The sequence below is a fragment of the Streptomyces sp. NTD107 genome (genome assembly GCF_059510435.1).
Genome location: NZ_JCAJZV010000007.1, coordinates 126,858 through 147,304, shown reverse-complemented (window position 1 = coordinate 147,304; position 20,447 = coordinate 126,858). Strand labels below are relative to the sequence as shown.

Below are 20,447 nucleotides of genomic sequence, written 5' to 3'. Positions count from 1 at the left end.
CTCCTCCAGCACCTTGCTAACGAGCGGTCGCCCCCCATGGATCGGCAGCCGCCATGGCATTCAATCACCTACCGCCTGCCCACGACGACGTCTTACAGCCATTGTCCGTCCAACCAGTGACAGACTCGGTGCTGATGTCCCACGACCAGCCACCGCCGACCGCAGGCGTCCCCGCCGCCCGCCGGCCCTCCCCGGGGGAGGTGCTGGCGCGCCTGGGCAGGCCGGGTGACCGCTCCGAGCGGATCACCCATACGGAGCACCTGCCCGCCAGAACCGGCCGCCATGCCCCCTGGCCACCGGGGATACCCACCGAGATCACCGACGCGGTGCGGGCCACCGGCATCGACCTCCCCTGGGCCCATCAGGCGCGCACCGCCGAGCTCGCGCTGCGCGGCGAATCCGTCGTGCTGTCCACCGGCACCGCCTCCGGCAAGTCCCTCGCCTACCAGGTGCCGCTGCTGGCCGGGCTGCTGGCCGGCGGCACCGCGCTCTACCTCGCCCCGACCAAGGCGCTGGCCGCCGACCAGCGCCGCGCCCTGCGGTCCCTGGCCGCCCCGCTGGGCACGGCGGTGCGGCCCGCCGTGTACGACGGCGACACCCCACCCGAGGAACGCGCCTGGGCCCGCGAGCACGCCAACGCGCTGCTCACCAACCCCGACATGCTGCACCGCTCCCTGCTGCCGGGGCACCGCCGCTGGTCCCCCTTCCTGCGCCGGCTGCGCTACGTCGTCATCGACGAGTGCCACGTCTACCGGGGCGTCTTCGGCTCCCACGTCGCGCAGGTGCTGCGCCGGCTGCGCCGGGTCGCCGCCCACTACGGCGCCGAACCCGTGTTCATCCTCGCCTCCGCCACCACCGCGGAACCGGGCACCACGGCCACCCGGCTCACCGGGCTGCCCGTCGCCGAGGTGACGGACGACGCCTCGCCGCGCGGCGAGGTCGTCTTCGCCCTGTGGGAGCCGCCCCTCACCGAGTCCCGTGGCGAACGCGGCGCCCCGCTGCGCCGCACCGCCACCGCCGAGAGCGCCGACCTGCTCACCGACCTCACCGTCGCCGGCGCCCGCACCGTCGCCTTCGTACGCTCCCGGCGCGGCGCCGAGCTGATCTCGCTGATCGCCCAGGAACGCCTCGCCGAGGTGGACCGCTCGCTGGCCGGCCGGGTCGCCGCGTACCGGGGCGGCTATCTCCCGGAGGAACGCCGCGCCCTGGAGCGTGCCCTGCACAGCGGCGAACTCCTCGGGCTGGCCGCCACCAACGCCCTGGAGCTGGGCGTGGACATCGCCGGCCTGGACGCCGTCGTGCTGACCGGCTACCCGGGCACCCGGGCCTCGCTGTGGCAGCAGGCCGGGCGCGCCGGGCGGCGGCGGCAGGGCGCGCTGGCCGTGCTGGTGGCCCGCGACGACCCGCTGGACACGTACCTGGTCCACCACCCCGAAGCGCTGTTCGAACAACCGGTCGAATCGACGGTGCTCGACCCCGCCAACCCGTACGTCCTCGCCCCCCACCTGTGCGCGGCGGCGGCCGAACTCCCGCTGACCGAGGCGGACGGCGACCCGGGCCTGTTCGGCGCGGCGGGCGCCGCGCTGCTGCCCAAGCTCGCCGACCGCGGCCTGCTGCGCCGGCGCGGCGACTCCTGGTACTGGACGCGCCGCGAGCGGCCCGCCGACCTGGTGGACATCCGGGGACAGGGCGGCCCCCCGGTGCAGGTGGTCGAGGAGTCCACCGGCCGGCTGCTGGGCACGGTGGACGCCTCCGCCGCCCACACCACCGTCCACGAGGGCGCCGTCCACCTCCACCAGGGCCGCACCTACGTCGTCCGGAAGCTGGACCTGACGGACGCGGTGGCCCTGGTCGAGCAGGCCGCCCCGCCCTGGTCCACCTCGGCGCGCGATGTCACCGACATCTCGATCCTGGAGACCGAGACCGAAATCCCCTGGGGCCCGGCGAAGCTGTGCTTCGGCTCGGTGGAGGTGACCAACCAGGTCGTCTCCTACCTGCGCCGCAAACTGCTGACCGGCGAGATCCTGGGCGAGACGAACCTGGACCTGCCGCCGCGCTCGCTGCGCACCCGGGCGGTGTGGTGGACGGTCACCGAGGACCAGCTGGACGCCGCCCGGATCACCCCGGAGATCCTGCCGGGCGCGCTGCACGCCGCCGAACACGCCTCCATCGGCATGCTGCCGCTGTTCGCCACCTGCGACCGCTGGGACATCGGCGGTGTCTCCACCGCGCTGCACCCCGACACGCTCCTTCCCACGGTCTTCGTCCACGACGGCCACCCGGGCGGGGCCGGCTTCGCCGAACGCGGCTTCCACGTGGCCCGCGCCTGGCTGACCGCCACCCGCGACGCGATCGCCGCCTGCGGCTGCGAGGCCGGCTGCCCGTCCTGCGTCCAGTCCCCCAAGTGCGGCAACGGCAACGAGCCCCTGCACAAGCGCGGCGCCATCCGGCTGCTCACGGAACTGCTGCGTCACCAGGCCCCGCCCGAGCACGCGCCGTAACGGCGTACGGGCCCACGCGGCCCTCGACGGAGAGGTCGGAGATCTCCCCGGCCATGTCGCACCGGGCGAGCCGCACCCGATGCGCGGCGGCCACCCGGCCGGCCGCCGCACAGGCCACCTGCCGACCGGCAAGCGCGTGATCGGCGGCGGCCAGCGCCGCCAGATCAGCCCCGGCGGCCACCCGCTGCCGCACCTCGATCACCTGCCCAAGACCCAGCACGACCCCGAACCCGACACACAACAACACCCCCATCCCCGCGCCCCAAACGGAAACCACCCCCCGATCGCGCCAAGCCACCCCGCCTCCGCCACCTCCACGAAGACCCGGACGCAGGCCATCACGGCGAACCACACCCACCGAGCGGGCCCGAGCCCCCGCGACGGCCGCGACAGCGGTCCGGCCACGGAACACGGCACCGGGGCCCCGCGGGAAACCGGGGCGGGCAACCACCACTGAGCCACCCCACCTGCCGCAGGCCGGTCCGGTACGGCCACCGCACCGCGAGAAGCCGGGCCACCCAGGGCCCCGGCCCGAGCCGGGACCACCGCTGCCACGTCGCCGGCCGAACCGGAACACGGCCGGGCTGCGACGACCGATGACCGACCGCAGGCCACCCCGCCTCCGCCGCACCAGCGGAGACGGCGTCAGCACCCGCCGGACCGAGGGGAACCCCGGCCGCCCCGGCCACGGAATGCGGTGGCGAGGCGACCTCGGCGGCCGGAGCGGGGCACCGCCACCCGCCGCGCCCGGCTCCAGCCGCAGCCTCGACGGCCAACCGCCGGTCCCGGGCCCTCCCCCGTAGGCCACGGCACCGAAGACGGCACCGGCCGGGCCGACCCGGACCCCGGCCGGCACCACGACGACCTCGGCACCCGCCGGGCCGGCCTTCTCCCACGGCGCCGTGCGCCGCCGCTGCCGTACGGGCCGGCAGGGGCCGGAGGCCCTTCGCGGTCCCACGCGCCCCCCGGGGCGGTCACCGGGTCTCCCGGGATTCGCGGTGGGCGGCGGCGGTGGCGGAGACGTCGAGGCCCAGTCCGGCGGGCCCGGGCGTACGGGCCACCACCTCGACGTGGTGCAGTGCGGCATCCTCCCGGACCCGGACCTCCGCCCCAGCCGGCGCCACGCCCCGGACCACCGCCAGGACCACGGCGGCCGGCTCGCCCCGGGCCGCCGCGCGGGCACCGGCCCGCGCGGCCTCGCCACACCGCAGCTGGGTCGCCACGGCGACCAGGGCCCACAGCAGCATGGCCAGCAGGGCCACCAGCGCGGGTACGGCGATCGCCGCCTCGGCGGTGACGTAGCCCCGGTCGCGGTCGCGTCGTCGGCGGCGCTCACAGCGGCCCACTGAACGCCTGCTCGATCGTGCCGCGCAGCAGCCCGACGACAGTGTCGGAGGTGAGTACCTGATACAGCACGGCGGCCAGTGCCGCCGCCGCGATGGTGCCCACCGCGTACTCGGCCGTGCTCATCCCCGCATCGCGGCGCGCACAGCGGCGTCGCACCTCACCCAGCTCGGTCCACCCGGTCATCTCACATCAGCTCCTTCGCCAGTCCGATCACCACGGGGGCGACCCCGATCAACAAGAACGCGGGCAGAAAACACAGGCCCAAGGGCCCCGTCACCAGAACCGCCGCCCGCCGGGCGGCCGTCTGGGCGGCTCTGCGGCGCCGTCCCCGGCACTCGGCGGCCTCCGCCGCCACCATCGCCACGGCGGGTGCGCCGCTGACGCCGGCCAGTTCCAGCCGCCTGGCCAGCCCGGCGGCCCCGGGCAGCTGGCCGAATCTTTTCCATACGGCGGCCGGTTCCCCGCCGAGCCGCAGCTCGGTGGCCGCCCGCCGCAGCCCGTCCGCGAGCGGCCCGCGCAACGAACCACCCACCGCCCCGGCCGCCGCACCGGGCGCGGCCCCGGCCGCCAGACAGGCGGCCAACAACTCGGCCACCAACGGCAACCGCGGATCCTCGCCACCCCGCCGGCCGTCCCGCGCCCCGGACCGGCCCGGGTCGAAGAGCGACCCGGGCGACCCGCCGGCCACGGAGGAGCGCCGGGCCCAGCGACGCACCCGGCCGGCCGCACCCGCCCGCGGCCCGCACCCCGAGCGGCCGTGGGTACCCCGGCCCGAAGCGAACGCCGGACGTGGCGTCCGGCGGCCCGGGGCGCCACGCGCGCCCTCCGCGGCACCGGCCCCTGAGACGCCCATGACTCCCGGGTCGGGCCGCAACGGTGACGGAGCACCGGGGCGTCCCGGCAACGCGGCGCCCACCGAGGGACGTCTGTCCGAACGTCCTCCGGTGCCGGGCACGCCGCCACCCGTCCGTGGTCCGGGCCCCGAGGAGTCAGCCCCAGCCCGTCCGCCCCACGGCCGCCGGCGATCCCGTCGACCGGAACCGGAGAGGAGACCGGGCGGTTCGGCATCCGCCGAAGAACTCCCGGCCGGACCCGCCACGGTGTCGGTGAGGCCCGGTCGTGGCCGGGGCCCGGTGGGACCGGGCGCGGGGAGCCCTGCCCCCGGCCGTGTGGCTGAGGGCCCAGCGGCTTCCATGGGCTCTGGCCGGTGCCGGGCCGGGGGAAGCGCCCCGGCTCTCTCGCCCGGCCGTGCCACGTCGGCCGGGAACCACTGCGGCACCGGCGTCCGCCCCGCGCCCCCGCTCCGGCCGCCATCGATGAGCCGCAGTACCGGCCGCGCCCCGTCCCACCGGGGCGTGTCCTCAGCCGGTCCCCTCCCCGGCCGGGCCCACGGCCGTCGGCCCTCCTCTCCGGCCGCCCGGGACGGCCGGGTGCCGGGGGGCCGTACCCGATGCCAGGGGGGTTCCACCGGATCGTGGCCCGCCCGGGACGGCGGTCCCGGTCCCCTGCCACCGAGCCCGAGGGATACGGCGGCCAGCCGGACGGCGGCCGTGCGGCGTCCGGTCAGCCAGCGCAGCAGCATCAGCGGGCCCAGCACGGCCGCCACCACCGGCAACAGGACACGCAGGGTTCCCGTCATCACGTCGCCGCCCGCTCCGCCGAGCGCGTGATGGCCGCGACCCAGGCCAGACCCGCGAGTTCCAGCAGCACACCGGCCAACAGACAGCCGAGTCCGGCCGTGGAGTGCAGCAGCACTCGCAACGGCTCCACGCCCATCACCGCACCGAGCAGCAGCCCGAACAGGGGCAGGGCGGCCAGCAGCACGGCCGTGGCACGCGGGCCGGCGAGTTGGGCGTGCAGTTCCTCCCGCTGGTCGTGTTCGGCGCGCAGTGCCGCCGCCACCTTCTCCAGGCCGGACGCGAGCGACGCGCCGCTGTCCACCGACACCCGCCAGCAGGCGGCCACACCGTGCAGCCCTTCCGCACCGGGGCGGCCGGCGGCGGCGCTCAGCGCCCGGGGTACGTCGCCGCCGTAGCGGGCGGCGGCCAGGACCGCCGCGCCCGAGGCGCCGAGTCCGGACACCCCGGTGGCCGCGAGCGCCTGCCACGGCTGCCGACCCGCGCGTACCTCAGCGGCCACCGACCGGCAGAGGTCGATCACGGTCTCCCGGCGCCGGTCGGCCTCCCGCCGCTCCAGGCGGCGGCGCCACCAACGCAACACCACGGGCGTGGCGAGCCCCGCCACGACGAGCGGCAGAACGGAACGCCCCCACAGGGACAGCAACCCGCCGGCCGTCAGGCACCACAGCACCACACGCGGTGTTCCCTCCGCCGGTGGCCACCACCGCGCCCGCCAGCGCGCCCGCCACCGGCGATGCCGCTCGGCCGCTTCGGCGCGGCCGTCCCCCAGCACCACCCGGATCCGGCGCCGCCGCGCGGGCCCCGCCGTGATCAGCAGCCATGCCACGGCACCCGCACACAGCGCCACCACGAACGGCGCCGGCTGCGTCATCACCTCACCCATGTCCACACCCGCGCATCTCCGCCCGCTCTCCCGGCACCGCCCTCGCCCGCCGTCCGCCGGCCCGGCCGCCGAACACCACCGTTCGTGTGGCCACGCTCAGCACGTCGCACCGCCGTTCGCGCAGAGGGCTCGCAGGGTGGGGTGGCCGGGACCGGGGGCGAAGCCCTTCGGGGTCCAGCGGGCCGCGGGGGTGGTGGTGACCAGGCCCGTCCCGGGATCGGGGGTCAGGGTGTGGATTTCTTCGATGCGGCGGCGGCCGGTGTCACGGTCGCGTACCACGTGCAGGATCAGGCGGAGCGCGGCGGCGAGCTGGCTGTGGAGGGCGGGGCGGGTCAGGCCGGCGGCGCCGGCCAGGGCTTCCAGCCGGGCCGGGACGTCGGCCGCCCGGTTCGCGTGGAGGGTCCCGCAGCCGCCTTCGTGGCCCGTGTTCAGGGCGTTCAGCAACTCCAGGACCTCGGGCCCGCGTACCTCGCCGACGACCAGTCTGTCGGGTCGCATCCGCAGCGCCTGTGGCACCAGGTCGCGCAGGGTGACCCGGCCCGCGCCCTCCTGGTTGGCGGGGCGGGCTTCCAGCCGGACCACGTGGGGGTGGTGCGGGCGCAGCTCGGCCGAGTCCTCGACCAGGACGATGCGTTCGGCCGGGTCGGCGAGGCCGAGCAGGGTGGCCAGCAGGGTGCTCTTGCCGGAGCCGGTGCCACCGGTGACCAGGAAGGACAGCCGGGCGGCCAGCACCGCCCGCAGCAGCCGGTCACCGCCGGGTGGCACCGTGCCTGCGGTGACGAGGTCGGCCAGTTCGAAGGCGCGGGGCCGGATGACCCGCAGCGACAGTACGGTGCTGCCGCCGGCCGCGACCGGTGGCAGGACGGCGTGCATCCGGGTGCCGTCCGGCAGCCGGGCGTCGGTCCAGGGGCTGGCGTCGTCGAGGCGGCGGCCGGCGGTGGCCGCGAGGCGCTGGGCGAGCCGGCGCACCGCCGCCGCGTCGGGGAAGGTCACCGGGGCCCGTTCCAGTCCGCCGCCCCGGTCGATCCACACCTCGTCGGGGGCGTTGACGAGGACATCGGTCACCGCCGCCTCGTTGAGCAGGGGTTGCAGGGGGCCCGCGCCGTCCAGTTCGCAGCGCAGACCGCGGACCAGCTCGCGCACCGTCGTGTCGCCCAGCAGCCGGCCCCGGTCGCCGAGGGCGGCGGTGACGTTCCCCGGGGTGGGTTCCGCGCCGGTCTCGGCGAGGCGCAGCCGGACGGTCTCCAGCAGTTGGGCCACCGCGTTCATGCCGCGGCTCGCAGGGTCGGCGAGGTCGGCAGGGCACGGTCGAGGAGTTCGGCGCAGAAGTGGGCGAGCGGCCCCGAGGGATTGTCGCCCGGTGGGCGGCCCTCCTCGATCGTTTTGGACAGCCCGGGCTCCTCGGGGAGTTCGCCGGCGAGCGGCAGTCCGAGTACCTGCCCGAGGTCCGTGCCGGCCAGCCCGCCCGGCGGCCGGGGCCCGCGCGCGACCACCCGCAGGTCCCGTACCAGCGCCCCGGCCGTGCCGGCCACCCGGCGGGCGGCGGCCACCGCGCGCAGTTCGCCGGGGACCACCAGCAGCCCCAGGTCCAGCTGGGCAAGCGCCTCGGCTCCCGCCTCGTCCACGGTGCGCGGCAGGTCGAGGACGACCAGGCCGCCGCCGCGCTGCGCGGCGGTCAGCACCGAGCGCATGGCCTGCCCGGTCAGCCGCAGGACCGCGCCCCGGTCCCAGCTGAGCAGGCGCACCCCGTGCACCCGGGGCAGGGATTCCTCCAGCGCGGCCCCGGACAGCCGCCCCTGTGCGGTGACGAACGCCGGCCAGCGCGAACCCACCGCCCGTTCCCCGCCCAGCAGCACATCCAGGCCGCCGCCCAGTGGATCGCCGTCCACCAGGACCGTGCGATGGCCCTGCCGGGCGGCGGTGACGGCCAGCGCGCCGGCCAGGGCGGAGGCTCCGACGCCGCCGCGTCCGCCGAGCACCCCGATGGTCAGCGCGGGGCGGCCCGCGGCTTCGACGGCGTCGGCGATCCGGTCGGCGAGCCACGGTTCGGCGTCCGGGAGATGGACGACGTCCTCGGCGCCCAGGGCGACGCCGCGCGCCCACACGGTGTGGTCGTCCAGGTCGCGGGCGATCAGCAGCACCCCCGGCCGTCGGTCGGGCCGGCGCCCCTCGTGCCGGGTGTCCCGATGGGCCGGCGCCCGGTCGTCGCCGACCAGGATCAGCGGTGCGCCCGCCCACTGTTCGGCCGTGGGCACCCCATGGGCCACCTCGGCCCGGGTCCCGGCCGCCGCGCACAGGCGCAGCAGATCGTCCAGCGTGTCCTCGTCCTCGGTGACGATCAGAATCGAGCCGGTCATGTGTGTGTCCCGTCCCCTTCGGCTATCCAACAGCGACGGGAATCACGGTGACCGATCTCACGGGATTACGGGGATCTCGCTCAGATTCTGTGGATAACTCCGGCCCTGTGGATAACTTCGTCACCCCTTTCGGTGAACCTCGCGCCAAAGGCTTACCGCAGCACGACGATTACCTACGGTTAAGGGGGTGTCGAAATGGCTCATGCGACCTGCGCCCGACCGGGCTCAACGGGCCCCGAAACCGGGCCCGGACATGCGACGACCCCCGCCGGGGGGGAGAGCGGGGGTCGTCTTCCGCGGTCAGACTCGGGGGGGAGGAGCCGGACCGGGTTAGCACGGTCGCGAACGATCCGTGACTTCCATGGTGTACCCGAGAGCCTTCTCAGGCAAACCCACGCGCCCCAGCGTACGCCGAATGGCGGCCCTTTATGCTCGGGCAGGTGGAAAACCTGTCCCCGCCGCGCACGGCCGCCTTCTTCGACCTGGACAAGACGGTCATCGCGAAGTCGAGCACGGTCACCTTCAGCCGGTCCTTCTACCAGGGCGGGCTCATCAACCGCCGGGCGGTGCTGCGCACCGCCTACGCCCAGTTCCTCTATCTGCTGGGCGGCGCGGACCACGAGCAGACCGAGCGGATGCGCGAATACCTCTCCACATTGTGCCGCGGCTGGAACGTGGCCCAGGTGAAGGAGATCGTCGCCGAGACCCTGCACCAGGTGATCGACCCGATCATCTACGACGAGGCGGCCTCCCTCATCGAGCGGCATCACGCCGCAGGCCGGGACGTGGTGATCGTGAGCACCTCGGGCTCCGAACTCGTCGAGCCCATCGGCCGGCTGCTGGGCGCCGACCGGGTGGTCGCCACCCGGATGGTCATCGAGGACGGCCGCTACACCGGCGAGGTCGGCTACTACGCCTACGGCCCGACGAAGGCGGAGGCGATCCGGGAGCTGGCCGCCTCGGAGGGGTACGACCTGGAGCGCTGTTACGCGTACAGCGACTCCATCACGGATGTGCCCATGCTGGAGTCGGTCGGCCATCCGCACGCCGTGAACCCGGACCGGGCGCTGCGCAAGGAGGCGGTGGCCCGGCAGTGGCCGGTGCTGGCCTTCGAGCGGCCGGTGCCGCTGCGCCAGCGGCTGCCGTCGCTGACGATGCCCACCCGCCCGGCGCTGGCGGCCGGTGCGGCGGTGGTCGCCGCGGTGACGGCGGCCGGGCTGGTCTGGTACGTGGGGCGCCGCCGGTCCGCACAAAAAGTAAAAATTGGCTGATCAGCCACGATTCGGGTTTCCCTTCGCCCCCGAACGGAGTACAAAGGAATTGACGGCCCGTGAACCAGCGGCATCCGAGAGGATCCCGGATCACACGGCCCACGGACCGCGGACATGAGAACACCGGGCACCCACGCGTAGCCGACCCGCCAACCGGGCCAGCCGCACAGGTAACGGGGCGCGCCCCGCACCTGATCGGCTCTATGTCGCGCACGCACTGATCACCCGGAGTTCCCTGTCAGTCGGCGGCGCGGCGTCACAGCGGCGCCGCCGCCTCATGTCCGGGCCGTGGGGCGGCCCGTTCAGGCGGCCCCGCGTTGCAGCGCCTCGCACACCGCGACCGACTCCCGTACCCCCAGCTCCACCGCGCGCCCGCAGTGCGCGATCCACTGCGCCATGCCCTGCGCCGTACCCGAGGCGTAGCCGGCCAGCGCCCGCGCGTACTGCGGCGCGCCCAGCTCCGCGTGCCCGGCCTCGGCCGGGGCGACGCCCTTGGGGTCAAGGCCGGAGCCGAGCAGCACGATGCGTTGCGCGGCGCGCGCGACCAGGCCGTTGTGGGAGGTGAAGGGGCGCAGGGTGAGGAGTTCGCCGTGGACGACGGCGGCCGTCACCAGGGCCGGCGCTCCGGAGCCGCGTACCAGCAGCTGGTTGAGGGCCTCCAGCCGCGCCGCCAGGGCGTCGGCACCGGGCAGCGGCACCTGATCGTCCGTCAGGGCGGGTTCGGTGACCGGCTCGCCGGCCAACCGGGGGCGGCCGACCGCGTCCCGGGCGGCCGGCTCGGGGCCGCCCGCCGCGAGCAGATGCAGCCGGGCCAGGACCCGCAGCGGGGTGCCGCGCCACACGTCCAGCCAGTCGCCCGCCTCGGCGGTGATCCGCAGCGCGGCGCCGACCGTACGGGTCTGGCCCTGGTCACCGTCCCCGTCGCCGCCGCCGAAGTCGGTGCGCCGGCGCACCTCTTCCAGCGGCCAGTCGGCGCCGGACAGCGCGGCCGAGCCGCGGGCGCCGCGCAACGCGGCCTCGGAGGCCACCTCGGTGGCGCGGCGGCGCATCACCCGGTGGCCGTACAGCCGGTCGACGGCGGTGCGTACGGAGGCCACCGTGTCGGCGACGCCGGGCAGTTCGGCCAGTGGGGTGAGCGGGTCGGCGGGGGTATTGGCGCGCATGCTTCCCGAGCCTAGGGCCTGGCGCGGGAAGGCCCGCCGGGCCACTACGCTAATGAACATGAAGATCGCTTTCGTAGGCAAGGGCGGCAGCGGCAAGACCACGCTGTCCTCGCTGTTCATCCGGCAGCTGGCGCACGCGGGGGTGCCGGTGACGGCGGTGGACGCCGACATCAATCAGCATCTGGGCACGGCGCTCGGCCTGGCGGACGAGGAGGCGGCGGCGGTGCCGCCGCTGGGCGGGCGGCTGCCGCTGATCAAGGAGTACCTGCGCGGCGACAACCCCCGGATTCCGTCGGCCGACACAATGATCAAGACCACGCCGCCGGGCACCGGTTCGCGGCTGCTGCGGCTGGACGAGGACAATCCGGTGTTCGCCGCCTGCGCCCGTACGGTCGACCTCGGCGACGGCCGGGCGGCCCGGCTGCTGGTGACCGGGCCCTTCACCGAGGACGACCTCGGGGTGGCCTGCTACCACTCCAAGACCGGCGCGGTGGAGCTGTGCCTGAACCATCTGGTGGACGGGCGTGACGCCTACGTCGTGGTCGACATGACGGCCGGCAGCGACTCGTTCGCCTCGGGGATGTTCACCCGCTTCGACCTGACGTTCCTGGTGGTGGAGCCGACCCGCAAAGGGGTGTCGGTGTACCGCCAGTACCGGGAGTACGCGCGGGACTTCGGGGTGGCGCTGCGGGTCATCGGCAACAAGGTGCTCGGCCCGGACGACGAGGAGTTCCTGCGCGAGCAGGTCGGGGACGATCTGCTGGTGACGCTGGGGCAGTCCGACTGGGTACGGGCCCTGGAGCGCGGCGTGCGGCGGCCGTTCGGGGAGCTGGAGGACGGCAATCGGGCGGCGCTTTCGGTGCTGCACCGGGAGGCGGACGCGGCGTACGGGCGGCGCGACTGGGAGCGGTACACGCAGCAGATGGTGCACTTCCATCTGAAGAACGCGGCGAGCTGGGGCAATGAGCGCACCGGGGCCGACCTGGCGGCGCAGGTCGACCCCGGTTTCGTGCTGCGGGAGGAGTTGATCGAGCCGGCTGCCGTATAGGCGTCGGGCTCGGGCCCGGATTCGGGCCCCGGCTCGGGCTCAGGCGTCAGTCGGCGGGTCGGGCGGCCGGCGCGGCGGGGCCGGTCAGGAAGGTCTGCCAGCCCTCGGCCGGCCGCTCACCCACGTCCAGGGTGCGCAGCTTGTCCAGGACGGCCGGGTCCTGGGCGTCCAGCCAGTCGACGAGCTGCCGGAAGGAGACGCAGCGGACGTCCTCCCTCGGACACACGTCCTTGATCACCTCCTCGACGGCGTCCATGTAGACGCCGCCGTTCCAGCTGTTGAAGTGGTTGCCGATGATCAGCGGGGCGCGGTTGCCGTCGTAGGCGCGGTCGAAGGCGGCGAGCAGCCCGTCCCGCATCTGGTGGCCCCAGGCGGTGTGCATGGCCGGGTCACCGCTGGTCGGCCCCGACTGGTTGACCATGAAGTTGTAGTCCATGGACAGGGTTTCGAAGGCGCGGCCCGGCATGGGGACGGCCTGGAGGGGGACGTCCCAGATGCCGCCGGGCTGCTCGGGCCACACCTGCTTGCCGTTGCCGCTGGAGTCGTAGCGGAAGCCGAGTTCGCCGGCCGCCTGGAGGAAGGCGTCGCGGCCCTCCAGGCAGGGGGTGCGTCCGCCGATGAGTTCCTTGTCGTAGTCGAAGGGGAGGGGTTCGAGATCGGTCCAGCCGGTGGTGGTCTTCCAGTTCTGCACCATCCATTTGGCCTGCTCGGTCTCACTCACCCAGTCCTGCGCGGACCAGCTGTCGACGCCGGAGGGGCCGCAGAAGTGGCCGTTGAAGTGGGTACCGATCTCGCTGCCGTCCAGCCAGGCGCCGCGTACCTGTTCGAGGGTGGCGGCGATGTTCTCGTCCTTGAGGTAGCCGATGTCGGAGGCGCCGGTGGCGTGGCCGGGGGGCTGGTACGCCATGCGTTCGGCTTCGGGCAGCAGGTAGACGCCGGAGAGGAAGTACGTCATCTGCGCGTCGTACTCGCGGCCGATCTCGCGGAACCGGGAGAAGAGCTTGTTGCTGTCCTCGCCCGCGCCGTCCCAGGAGAAGACGACGAACTGCGGGGGCGTCTCGCCGGGGGCGAGCCGGGTGGCCTCGGGCTGGTGGGGCTGCTGTCCGGTGTACGCGGTGGAGCCGTCGCCGAGCAGCTGCGGGGCGATCTTGGCGGGGGCGTCGCGGGCGGCGGCCCCTTCTTCCTCGCCCTTGCGTTCGCCCGCTCCGCCGGCCGGGCCGCCGTCGCTGCTTCCGCAGCCGGTGAGGCCCAGCGCGAGGGCGGTGAGCACCGCGGTGCCCGTCGCCAGTCGGGACCTCTTCCGTCCGCGTCGTGTGGGTGTGCCGCGTGTGACCGCCATCGGTCCTCCCGCCGTACTGGGTGCCTGGTGGCCGGGGTGGTCCGACCGACCTGGGCCCAACATCTCTGTAAATCCGCTGAGATGTTTGTACGACAAGCGGCTTTTATTATTACTTCACTCGATAGGCGGAAGTTGTCCGCCGATCAGGGATCTCCTCTAGAAACCGGCTTTACGCGGCATTACTCTCCATTTACCAATGCTTGAGAGTAGCCATACCGTCACTGGCGGTAGCACCGCTCTCGGATCTGATCCTGGACCTGGACGGAGACGGAAATGTCCGCCTGCGCCCCCGCGCCCACCCCACCCACTCCACCCACCTCATCCCCCGATTCCTCTTCCCCCGCGGCCATCCCGCCCGGCGGACAGCGCCGCCCCGTGCTCCGCGCCGATCTGCCGGCCTCGATCTCGGTCTTCCTGATCGCCCTGCCACTCTCCCTGGGCATCGCGCTCGCCACCGGTGCCCCGCTCCAGGCGGGCCTGGTGGCGGCGGCCATCGGCGGCATCGTCGCCGGCTGGCTCGGCGGCGCCCCGCTCCAGGTGACCGGGCCCGCGGCCGGCCTCACCGTCATCACCGCCGAGCTGATCATCCAGTACGGCTGGCGCGTCACCTGCGCCATCACCGCACTGGCCGGGCTCGCCCAACTCGCCCTGTCCGCACTGCGCGTGGCCAGAGCCGCGCTGGTGGTCAGCCCCGCCATCGTGCACGGCATGCTCGCCGGCATCGGCATCACCATCGCGCTCGCCCAGCTCCACATCGTCCTGGGCGGCAGCCCGGAGAGCCAGGCGATGGCCAACCTCGCCCAGCTCCCCGGCCAGTTGGCGCAGCCGCACACCACGTCACTGCTGATCGGCGCGCTCACCGTGGCCGTCCTGCTGCTGTGGCCACGGCTGCCGGGGCGGGCCGGCGGCCGGGTGCGCAAGGCACTGCCGGGCGCGCTGGCCGCCGTCACCCTGGCCACCCTGCTGACCTGGGCCACCGCCGCCGAGGTGCCCATGGTCGATCTGCCGTCCTGGAGCAGCCACGCGCTGCCGCAGCTGCCCGAGGGGCCGGTGCTGGGGCTGATCGCCGCGGTGCTCACCGTCACGCTGGTGGCCAGCGTGGAGTCCCTGCTGTCGGCCGTCGCCGTGGACAAACTGGCCGCCGCACGGCACCGGCGGGGCGGGCCCCGGGTGCCCAAGGCCGACCTGGACCGGGAGCTGCGCGGACAGGGCGCGGCCAATCTGCTCTCCGGAGCGCTGGGCGGGCTTCCGGTCACCGGGGTAGCGGTGCGCAGCGCCGCCAATGTGGCGGCCGGGGCGGTCACCCGCTGGTCCTCGATACTGCACGGCTGCTGGGTACTGCTGTCCGCCGGGCTGCTGGTCGCGCTCCTGGAGCGGATTCCGCTGGCCACGCTCGCCGCGCTGGTGATGGTGGTCGGCATCCAGATGGTGAGCATCACCCACATCCGCACCGTCACCCGGCACCGGGAGGTGGTCGTCTACGCGGGCACCGCCCTCGGAGTGGCGGCGTTCGGGGTGCTGGAAGGGGTGGCGATCGGGATCGCGATGGCGGTGGCGATCGCGCTGCACCGGCTCACCCAGACCCGGATCAGCCACGAGCGGCGGCCCGACGGCAGTCACCTGGTACGGGTGCGCGGGCAGTTGACGTTCCTGGCGGTGCCCCGGCTGAGCCGGGCGCTGGCCCAGATCCCCGAGAACGCCCCGGCGGCGGTGGAGCTGGACGGCTCCTTCATGGACCACGCCGCCTACGAGACGCTGCACGACTGGCGCACCGCGCACATCGCACACGGGGCGTGGGTGGAGATCACCGGCCGCTCCGGGCAGGTGGTGGCCGAGCCGGTGTCCGCGCACCGCTGCCGGCCCTGGACGCCGTGGCGCAACCATCAGTGCACGGCCACCCCGGCCCTGGAGGGCGGGGAGCCGGGCGGGCGGCGCGATGACGACCGGCTGCTGGGCGGGGTGCGCAACTTCCAGCGGCACACGGCGCCGCTGGTGCGCCAGGAGCTGGCCAGGCTCGCCGCCGAGGGGCAGCAGCCGGGACAACTGTTCGTCACCTGCGCCGACTCACGGCTGGTCACCTCGATGATCACCTCCAGCGGCCCCGGGGATCTGTTCACGGTCCGCAATGTGGGCAATCTGGTGCCACTACCGGGGGCGGAGGGAGCGGCGGGTTCGGACGACTCGGTGGCGGCGGCCATCGAGTACGCGGTGACGGTGCTGCGGGTGCCGACCATCACCGTGTGCGGGCACTCGGGCTGCGGGGCCATGCAGGCGTTGCAGGCCACGGTGGACGGCGGGCACCCGGTGCCCGGGGCCCACTCGCTCAGCAGATGGCTGCGGCACGGCCGGCCGAGCGTGGCACGGCTCACCGCGCCGGACGGCGCCCGCCCGATGCTGGCGGGGCGGCCGGCGGCCGACGAGCTGGAGACGCTGTGCCTGGCCAATGTGGTGCAGCAGTTGGAGCATCTGGCCCGCCATGAGTGCGTGGCACAGCGGCTGGCCGAGGGCTCACTGGCGTTGCGCGGCATGTACTTCCATGTCGGGGAGGCCCAGGCGTATGTGCTGGAGCACGAAGGCGGCGGATGGGAGGGCGGCCCGGCGACCTTCACCCCGGTACGGCCCGACGTCCTGACGGCCTGACGGCCCGACGTCCCGTCGGCCGGGCGGGAGCACCACTCAGCCGCCCGGCCGACGGCGGCGCCCGCCGCCCGCCGTGCGGGCAGGCGGGCAGGCGGGCAGGCGGGCAGGCGGGCAGGCGGGCAGGCGGGCCGCACGGTGTCACCGGCCAAGGGCCGGACGGCGGGTCCGCCCCGGTGCCGACCGGCGCCGGGCGGGCGTTGGGCCTGGGGATGGGGGTGGGTGGGGACCGTTGGGCGTTCGGAAGGGACCGTTCGCCGCACTCGGGGGGCATTCCCTTGTCAAAGGGACGCGGTGCTGATGGGGTGTGCCCTGGGACACAGCAGTGGGACCACGCCGCAAGGGAGCTGGACTGTGGGTAACGAGAGCCTGGCCAATCTCATGACGGAGGAGCGGAGGTTCGCTCCCCCCGCCGAGGTGGCCGCCGACGCCAATGTCACCGCCGACGCGTACGCAGCCGCCACCGAGGACCGGCTGGGATTCTGGGCCGCGCAGGCCCGGCGGCTGAGCTGGGAGACCGAGCCCACCGAGGTGCTCGACTGGTCCAATCCGCCGTTCGCCAAGTGGTTCGCGGACGGCAGGCTCAATGTCGCGTACAACTGCGTGGACCGGCATGTCGAGGCAGGCAACGGCGACCGCGTCGCCATCCACTTCGAGGGCGAGCCCGGCGACTCACGGTCCCTCACCTACGCCGACCTGCTGCGCGAGGTCTCCCAGGCGGCCCACGCGCTCACCGAGCTGGGCGTCGAGGCGGGCGACCGGGTCGCCATCTACATGCCAATGATCCCCGAGACCGTCGTCGCCATGCTGGCCTGCGCCCGGATCGGCGCCCCGCACTCGGTGGTGTTCGGGGCGTTCTCCGCCGACGCGCTGGCCACCCGCATCGAGGACGCCGACGCCAAGGTCGTCATCACCTCCGACGGCGGCTACCGGCGCGGCGCGCCCTCCGCGCTCAAGCCCGCCGTGGACGAGGCCCTGACCCGCCCCGGCGTCGCCGACCGGGTGCGTAACGTCCTGGTGGTGCGGCGCACCGGGCAGGACATCCCCTGGCACGAGGGCCGCGACCTGTGGTGGCACGAGGTGACCGGCCGTCAGCCCACCGAGCACACCCCGCAGGCGTTCGACGCCGAGCACCCGCTGTTCATCCTCTACACCTCCGGCACCACCGGGAAGCCCAAGGGCATCCTGCACACCACCGGCGGCTATCTCACCCAGGTCGCCTACACCCACCACGCGGTCTTCGACCTCAAGCCGGAGACCGACGTCTACTGGTGCACCGCCGACGTCGGCTGGGTCACCGGGCACTCGTACATCGTGTACGGGCCGCTGGCCAACGGCGCCACCGAGGTGTTGTACGAGGGCACCCCCAACACCCCGCACAACGGCCGGTGGTGGGAGATCGTGCAGAAGTACGGCGTCACCCTCCTCTACACGGCGCCCACCGCCATCCGCACCTGCATGAAGTGGGGCGACGACATCCCCGCCCAGTTCGATCTGAGCAGCCTGCGGATCCTGGGCTCGGTCGGTGAGCCGATCAACCCCGAGGCGTGGATCTGGTACCGCAAGCACATCGGCGGCGACCGTACCCCCGTGGTGGACACCTGGTGGCAGACCGAGACCGGCGGCATCATGATCAGCCCGCTGCCCGGGGTGACCGTCGCCAAGCCGGGCTCCGCGCAGGTGCCGCTGCCCGGTATCAAGGCCACCGTGCTGGACGACGAGGGCCACGAGGTGCCCAACGGTTCCGGCGGCTATCTGGCGCTCACCGAGCCGTGGCCGTCGATGCTGCGCACGATCTGGGGCGACGACCAGCGCTATCTGGACACCTACTGGTCGCGGTTCCCGGGCCGCTACTTCGCCGGGGACGGCGCCAAGAAGGACGACGACGGCGACATCTGGCTGCTGGGCCGGGTCGATGACGTGATGCTGGTGTCCGGCCACAACATCTCCACCACCGAGGTCGAGTCCGCGCTGGTCTCCCACCCCCGGATCGCGGAGGCGGCCGTGGTGGGTGCCACCGACCCGACCACCACGCAGGCGATCTGCGCGTTCGTCATCCTGCGCGGCGGGCCGGCCGCCGCGGACGAGGACGGCGCGCTGGTGGAGGAGCTGCGCAAGCACGTCGCCAAGGAGCTGGGGCCGATCGCCAAGCCGCAGCGCATCCTGCCGGTGGACGAGCTGCCCAAGACCAGGTCCGGGAAGATCATGCGCCGGCTGCTGCGCGATGTCGCCGAGAACCGCGAGCTGGGCGACATGACCACGCTGACCGACTCCACCGTGATGGATCTGATCCAGGCCAAGCTCCCCGGCGCGGCCCGCGAGGAGTAGCCACCCCCCGCACCTCCGTCGAGGGCGTCCGGCGACCCGCCGGGCGCCCTCGCGCGTGTGTGACGGCCCGTCCCGCATACCATGCAGGGGGCCGAACGAGTGGGGCACGAGCGGTCGCGATCACTCCCCAGGGCTATGGCGGGGCGTCAAACGGCGGCTCGGGCGGCGCCCGGCCACCGCGCCCACTACTGTCACACGCAGCAACGGCAACAGCCTCCTGGAGAGGGAAGAGGGAACGCGATGAGCGACGCCGCCGACGAGGGCCGCAGTCTGGGAGAGCTGGTCGCCTCGGCCGCCGCCGATCTGCACGAACTGGTGCACGACGAGATCGCGCTGGCCAAGGCCGAGGTCCGGCAGGACATCCAGCGCGCCAAACTGGGCGGCATGGTGGGCGCGGTCGCCGCCGTACTGGCCGTGCTGGCGCTGCCGCTGCTCGCCATCGCGCTGGCGTTCTGGCTGCGCGCCTGGTGGGATCTGCCCTCCGCCATCGCGTTCCTGATCACGGCGGGCTTCTTCCTGGTGATCGCCGGGATCTTCGGCCTGGTGGCGGTCGTCAAGTTCAAGCGGATCAGCCCGCCCGAGCGTTCCATCCGCTCCGCGAAGGAGTCGGCGTCCGTGCTCTCCGGGGTACGGCCGCACCCGCGCGCCGCCGCCAACGGCAAGGCCGGCACGCCCGTATGAGTTCCGTGGGACACTCCGAGGCCCGCTCGGCCGTCGTCCTGCGGGACGGGCCGTGGACACACCGTCATGTGGCGGCCAACGGCGCCCGGTTCCACATCGCCGAGCAGGGCGACGGGCCGCTGGTGCTGCTGCTGCACGGCTTTCCGCAGTTCTGGTGGACGTGGCGGCATCAGCTCACCGCGCTGGCCGACGCCGGCTACCGGGCGGTCGCGATGGATCTGCGCGGCGTCGGCGGCTCCGACCGCACCCCGCGCGGCTACGACCCGGCGAATCTCGCCCTCGATGTCACCGGCGTGATCCGCTCCCTCGGGGAGCCGGACGCCGCGCTGGTCGGCCACGACCTGGGCGGCTATCTGGCGTGGACGGCGGCCGTGATGCGGCCCAAGCTGGTACGGCGGCTCGCCGTCGCCTCCATGCCGCATCCGCGCAACTGGCGCTCGGCGCTGCTGCGCGACCCGAAGCAGACCCTGGCCAGCGGCTCGGTGTGGAGCTTCCAGCGGCCCTGGATGCCGGAGCGGCAGCTGGTCGCGGACGACGCGGCGGCGGTCGGCCGGATGCTCAACGAGTGGTCGGGGCCGCGCCGCCCCGAGCCGGAGACGGTCGAGGTGTACCGCCGGGCGATGACCATCCCGTCCACGGCGCACTGCGCCATAGAGCCCTACCGCTGGATGGTGCGGTCCATCGCCCGCCCGGACGGCATCCAGTTCAACCGGCGGATGAAGCGGCCGGTGCAGGTGCCCACGCTCCATCTGCACGGCTCGCTCGATCCGGTGCTGCGCACCCGCAGTTCGGCGGGGTCCGGGGAGTACGTGGAGGCCCCGTACCGCTGGCGGCTCTTCGACGGGCTCGGGCATTTCCCGCACGAGGAGGATCCGGTGGCGTTCAGCACCGAACTCATCGACTGGCTCAAGGACCCCGAGCCCGATCGCCGCTGACCGGGCCGCTGACCGGGCCCTGTCAGTTATGCCCGGCGCATAGTCCAATTCGCCGCCCGCCGGGAGGTTACTGACCTTGGGGCCCGGGCAGGGAGGTCAGTATGGGCTGGACGCACGAAACGCACGACTACCGTGACGTGGCACGTGATCGCAGCGGCAAGGGAGCCGCCGCCCAGGCGCCGGTGAGCGCCGTGCGGCGGTACCCGGGAGGCGGTGGCTACCCGGATCCGCACATCGGCTTCCCGCATATCCTGCGCCGCCGTGCCCGCTGGGTCGGCGCGCGTCTGCGCCATCCACGCGGCTGACCCCTCCCCCGC

At 74.1% G+C, this 20,447-nt stretch carries 17 protein-coding genes; 8 read left to right on the top strand and 9 right to left on the bottom strand.

The features are described 5' to 3' along the window. The first annotated feature begins 53 nt into the window (after positions 1-53). Positions 54-2,501, top strand: a complete 2,448-nt coding sequence (locus AC5WRL_RS16375) for a DEAD/DEAH box helicase (RefSeq protein ID WP_496089267.1) — start codon at positions 54-56, stop codon at positions 2,499-2,501. Here the strand turns inward: AC5WRL_RS16375 and AC5WRL_RS16370 are convergent. The 7 genes from AC5WRL_RS16370 to ssd form a co-directional block, all read right to left on the bottom strand. Then, complete coding sequence (locus tag AC5WRL_RS16370) at positions 2,455-2,778, bottom strand: Rv3654c family TadE-like protein (protein ID WP_496089266.1); 324 nt, start codon at positions 2,776-2,778, stop codon at positions 2,455-2,457. The two genes, AC5WRL_RS16375 and AC5WRL_RS16370, sit on opposite strands and share 47 nt — an antisense overlap. Before the next feature lie 697 nt (positions 2,779-3,475). Then, entirely contained in the window at positions 3,476-3,847 is a 372-nt protein-coding gene (locus AC5WRL_RS16365; RefSeq protein ID WP_496089265.1) for a TadE family type IV pilus minor pilin, read from the bottom strand. After that, positions 3,834-4,031: a DUF4244 domain-containing protein gene (locus tag AC5WRL_RS16360; RefSeq protein ID WP_496089264.1), complete on the bottom strand. Its 198-nt coding sequence runs from the start codon at positions 4,029-4,031 to the stop codon at positions 3,834-3,836. Before AC5WRL_RS16360 ends, AC5WRL_RS16365 begins: the two co-directional genes overlap by 14 nt. Position 4,032: 1 nt before the next feature. Then, complete coding sequence (locus AC5WRL_RS16355; protein WP_496089493.1) at positions 4,033-4,443, bottom strand: type II secretion system F family protein; 411 nt, start codon at positions 4,441-4,443, stop codon at positions 4,033-4,035. 1,043 nt (positions 4,444-5,486) lie between these two features. Next, a complete protein-coding gene (locus AC5WRL_RS16350; RefSeq protein ID WP_496089263.1) occupies positions 5,487-6,371 on the bottom strand; it encodes a type II secretion system F family protein in 885 nt (294 codons plus the stop codon). A gap of 96 nt (positions 6,372-6,467) precedes the next feature. Next, positions 6,468-7,640 (bottom strand): TadA family conjugal transfer-associated ATPase, encoded by a 1,173-nt coding sequence (locus AC5WRL_RS16345; protein ID WP_496089262.1) that lies wholly within the window; start codon positions 7,638-7,640, stop codon positions 6,468-6,470. Then, on the bottom strand, positions 7,637-8,728 hold the full coding sequence (gene ssd / locus AC5WRL_RS16340) for a septum site-determining protein Ssd (protein WP_496089261.1): 1,092 nt from the start codon (positions 8,726-8,728) through the stop codon (positions 7,637-7,639). Before ssd ends, AC5WRL_RS16345 begins: the two co-directional genes overlap by 4 nt. Positions 8,729-9,156: 428 nt before the next feature. On the opposite strand from ssd, the gene AC5WRL_RS16335 reads away from it, so the two are divergent. Next, positions 9,157-9,999, top strand: a complete 843-nt coding sequence (locus AC5WRL_RS16335) for an HAD family hydrolase (RefSeq protein ID WP_496089260.1) — start codon at positions 9,157-9,159, stop codon at positions 9,997-9,999. A 302-nt stretch (positions 10,000-10,301) separates the two neighbouring features. Here AC5WRL_RS16335 and AC5WRL_RS16330 read toward each other — a convergent pair whose 3' ends face one another. Next, entirely contained in the window at positions 10,302-11,162 is an 861-nt protein-coding gene (locus AC5WRL_RS16330) for a Fic family protein (RefSeq protein ID WP_496089259.1), read from the bottom strand. 58 nt (positions 11,163-11,220) lie between these two features. On the opposite strand from AC5WRL_RS16330, the gene AC5WRL_RS16325 reads away from it, so the two are divergent. Further along, positions 11,221-12,210 (top strand): ATP-binding protein, encoded by a 990-nt coding sequence (locus tag AC5WRL_RS16325; protein ID WP_496089258.1) that lies wholly within the window; start codon positions 11,221-11,223, stop codon positions 12,208-12,210. Positions 12,211-12,256: 46 nt separating this feature from the next. Here AC5WRL_RS16325 and AC5WRL_RS16320 read toward each other — a convergent pair whose 3' ends face one another. Next, positions 12,257-13,549, bottom strand: coding sequence for a polysaccharide deacetylase family protein (locus AC5WRL_RS16320; RefSeq protein ID WP_496089257.1), 1,293 nt, complete (start codon positions 13,547-13,549; stop codon positions 12,257-12,259). Positions 13,550-13,822: 273 nt separating this feature from the next. On the opposite strand from AC5WRL_RS16320, the gene AC5WRL_RS16315 reads away from it, so the two are divergent. The 5 genes from AC5WRL_RS16315 to AC5WRL_RS16295 all read left to right on the top strand — a co-directional run bounded on the left by AC5WRL_RS16315 (position 13,823) and on the right by AC5WRL_RS16295 (position 20,435). Then, complete coding sequence (locus AC5WRL_RS16315) at positions 13,823-16,189, top strand: SulP family inorganic anion transporter (protein WP_496089256.1); 2,367 nt, start codon at positions 13,823-13,825, stop codon at positions 16,187-16,189. 351 nt (positions 16,190-16,540) lie between these two features. Next, positions 16,541-18,514, top strand: a complete 1,974-nt coding sequence (gene acs, locus AC5WRL_RS16310; RefSeq protein WP_496089255.1) for an acetate--CoA ligase — start codon at positions 16,541-16,543, stop codon at positions 18,512-18,514. A 240-nt stretch (positions 18,515-18,754) separates the two neighbouring features. Continuing rightward, on the top strand, positions 18,755-19,195 hold the full coding sequence (locus tag AC5WRL_RS16305; protein ID WP_496089254.1) for a phage holin family protein: 441 nt from the start codon (positions 18,755-18,757) through the stop codon (positions 19,193-19,195). After that, entirely contained in the window at positions 19,192-20,130 is a 939-nt protein-coding gene (locus AC5WRL_RS16300) for an alpha/beta fold hydrolase (protein ID WP_496089253.1), read from the top strand. The genes AC5WRL_RS16305 and AC5WRL_RS16300 overlap by 4 nt, the downstream gene beginning before the upstream one ends. 101 nt (positions 20,131-20,231) lie before the next feature. Further along, positions 20,232-20,435 (top strand): hypothetical protein, encoded by a 204-nt coding sequence (locus tag AC5WRL_RS16295; RefSeq protein WP_496089252.1) that lies wholly within the window; start codon positions 20,232-20,234, stop codon positions 20,433-20,435. Positions 20,436-20,447: the final 12 nt, after the last annotated feature.